The following is a 2,765-nucleotide window of genomic DNA, read 5'->3' as shown; positions in this document are numbered from 1 at the left end:
AATCCCCTTTCAGTATCTGCAATGCGCCTTGCGCCAGCGCGACCCCGATCTGCGACCCCGGCACCGGATCGGCAAGCCCGGCATTGTTCTGTCGGCGCAATGTGAAGGGCTGACCGTCGGCCAACGTCAGATGGATATGCGTATCGGTGCCGAAGAACACCGCATTCTGCACCGAAGCTGTCATGTGACCGGCATCCGTGGCGGCAAGCACGGCTTGTTCAGGGCGGATCACGGCCGCTACAGTGTCGCCCTGCTGCGGCACCAAACCAGCGGCCATGCGCGCCGGCACGACCTGTCCGCCCGGCAGCGCGAGATCGGCGCCATCGCTCCGGACGCTGACGACGCGCAGGTTCAGGACATTGGTCTCGCCGATGAAATCGGCCACAAAACGGGTTGTGGGGGCATGATAGATTTCTTGCGGGGTGCCAAGCTGCAGCACGCGACCCTGCCGCATCACGGCGATCCGGTCGGACATCGTCAGCGCCTCTTCCTGATCATGGGTGACGAAAACGAAGGTGATGCCGGTTTCCACCTGCAGGCGCTTCAATTCCGTCTGCATCTCCTTGCGCAGCTTCAGATCGAGCGCGCTGAGCGGTTCATCCAGCAGCAGCACGTTGGGGCGCGGTGCCAGTGCCCGAGCAAGCGCGACCCGCTGCTGCTGTCCGCCCGACAACTCGTTGGGTTTGCGCGCGGCCATGGTGTCCATCTTCACGAGCTGCATCATCTCGTCTGTGGTCGCCGCGATTTCCGCCTTTGGCCGCCCCTGCATCTTGAGACCGAAACCGATATTCTGCGCGACGGTCAGGTGTGGGAACAGCGCGTAATTCTGAAAAACCGTGTTCACCCGCCGCTGGTTCGGCGCTTGCCCCGCCACATCCACCCCCTTGATCCGAAGTAGGCCAGTGGTCGGGTGTTCGAAACCTGCGATCACCCGCAACAAAGTGGTCTTGCCGCACCCTGAAGGACCAAGAAGTGTGAAGAATTCACCGCTGCGGATCGACAGGTCGATATCGATCAGGGCGTGATAGGCGGTCTCGCCCTGTCCGAAGACCTTACCGACTCGTTCAATCTCGATCTCATCGTGATGATCTTGCTTGTCAGTGACCAAGGGAGCTTCTCCTTTACCCGATAGTGAAACCGCGGGCGGCGGGTCTTTCAAGGGCTTTCGCTATCTCGTCAGACCAAAATTGCGTTTTCCCAGACGACTTTGCCCCCACAGATTGTTTTTTGCACAGTCAGGCTCGCGATCTGGTCAGCGGGCACGGCTTCGATGTCATCGGACAGGATGACAATATCTGCCAGATACCCCGGACGTAACATGCCCTTGCGATCTTCGGTATGTTCGGCATAGGCGCCGCCGATCGTATAGGCGGCAAGGACGTCGCGCAAAGATACGCGTTCGTCCTGCGCCCCCTCATAGGGTTGTCTGGTCACCGCAGCCTGAATGGATCGCAGCGGGTTCACATCCGCGACTGGCCAGTCCGAGGCGAAAACGATATGCGCCCCCGCATCGCGCAGACTACGCACCAGATAGGCATCGTTCCAGCGGTCGCGCCCGATTTTGTCCAAAGTCGGAAACAGCGGAAAATCCATCGCGCCGGGTGGGTGCGACGGCTGCACTGACGCCACCACCCCCATGTCGGCCATGCGCGGGATATCGGCACGATCGATCAGTTCGATATGTTCGATCCGGTGGCGCGCGTCGCGCGCGCCATTGGCGTTGCGCGCAGCCTCATAGCCGTCCAGTACCCGCCGCACAGCCCCGTCTCCGATCGCATGGACCGCGATCTGAAGACCGCGCCGGTCCGCCTCGACACAGATTTGGGCAAAGCGTTCGGCACTGTGCAAAGGCTCGCCGCGCCACCCCGGCTGATCGGGATAATCGTTGAGCATGACCGCCGTGCCGCTGTCGACCACACCGTCCATGAAAAGCTTGACGAAACCCGATGACAGCCAGTCGTCGTTGTAATCGGCGGTCATCGCGCTGGCGGTGTCCAGATCACTGATCTGGTGGTCGTTACGGAAATGATAGGGAACCCGCACGCGGGCCGTCAGCCTGCCTTCACGGCGCAGGTGCTCCAGCACCTCCAGCGTATAGCGGTTGCCGTCCATGTTTACGAGGCTGGTGAACCCGTGCCGCGCGCAATGCGCCAGGCCGCGTTCCATTGCGGGCAGATCGGCAAGCATATCCGCCTGCGTGGGATGCGGCACCGGATCGCGGCCGGTTGCGATCCCAGCCATGATGCGGCTTTCGCCAGCAAGTTTCAGCACCGGCGCTTTCGCCTCAAATTCGCGCAATTCGCCGGTGGCGATGCCGTTTTCCGTCACGATCTCGTTGCCTGGCCCAAGCTCTGCGCCATGCAATATTCCGGCCATCTCGAGCGCCATTGTATTGGCCCAAGCCGTATGATGATCCGCCGCAAGCAGGCACACAGGACGGTCCGGCAGGATCGCATCAAGGTCGTGCCGTGTGAGGGAGCGGCCGTAGATGCCATAATCACAGCCCTGCCCGACGATCACCAGCCGGTCAGGGTTGGAGTTGGCATAATCGTGGATAGCTTTGGCCAGGGCATCCGGCCCCGCCACATCCAGCAACTGCAGATGCGCCAGTTCCGACCCACCCATGAATAGGTGCAGATGGCTTTCGATGAAACCGGGCAAGACGGTCGCGCCATTCGCATCGATCCGCTGACACTCTGGGCCAGCGGCCGCAAGCGCCCCTGCTCCCAACGCCAAAATCCGGTCCCCCGCTATCGCAACGGCAT

General features: G+C 61.7%; 2 protein-coding genes. Both read right to left on the bottom strand.

The features are described from left to right. On the bottom strand, positions 1–1,108 hold a 1,108-nt coding region (locus V7N12_RS13925; RefSeq protein ID WP_443089973.1), incomplete at its 3' end, for an ABC transporter ATP-binding protein. 68 nt (positions 1,109–1,176) lie between these two features. Beyond that, positions 1,177–2,765 (bottom strand): amidohydrolase (locus V7N12_RS13920; protein WP_333715261.1); only part of this gene is annotated, 1,589 nt, incomplete at its 5' end.

Source organism: Yoonia sp. (genome assembly GCF_036770585.1).
Classification (GTDB): Bacteria; Pseudomonadota; Alphaproteobacteria; order Rhodobacterales; family Rhodobacteraceae; genus Yoonia.
The sequence above is the reverse complement of the archived record's forward strand: the minus strand, read 5'-3'. Positions and strand labels throughout refer to the sequence as shown.